The organism is Streptomyces sp. SAJ15 (genome assembly GCF_007595705.1).
GTDB lineage: Bacteria > Actinomycetota > Actinomycetes > Streptomycetales > Streptomycetaceae > Streptomyces.
In genome coordinates this window covers 1-284 of sequence record NZ_NISY01000054.1, presented here as the reverse complement: position 1 = coordinate 284, position 284 = coordinate 1, and the positions used below count along the sequence as shown (strand labels likewise).

The following is a 284-nucleotide window of genomic DNA, read 5'->3' as shown; positions in this document are numbered from 1 at the left end:
GCGTGCACCACGGCGGTGAGCGGCAGTTCCTCGGGGAGCGAGGCGATGAGCTCGGCCAGCGCCTCCCGGTCGGCCACGTCGCACGCGGCGACGGTGACCCGGGCGCCCAGCGCGACGAGCTCGTCCCGCAACTCGGCCGCGCCCGGCGCCTCCAGCCCACGACGGCTGGTCAACACCAGGTGCTCGGCACCCCGCTCCACCAGCCAACGCGCCACATGAGCGCCCAGCGCACCCGTACCACCCGTCACCAACACCGAACCACCGGCACGCCAACCCGCGGCATC

The 284-nt window shown here is 74.6% G+C and carries 1 protein-coding gene; it reads right to left on the bottom strand.

Translation table 11 applies throughout. From position 1 onward, the window contains the following. The coding region (locus CD790_RS34295; RefSeq protein ID WP_144387287.1) for an SDR family NAD(P)-dependent oxidoreductase at positions 1-284 on the bottom strand (284 nt) is incomplete at both ends.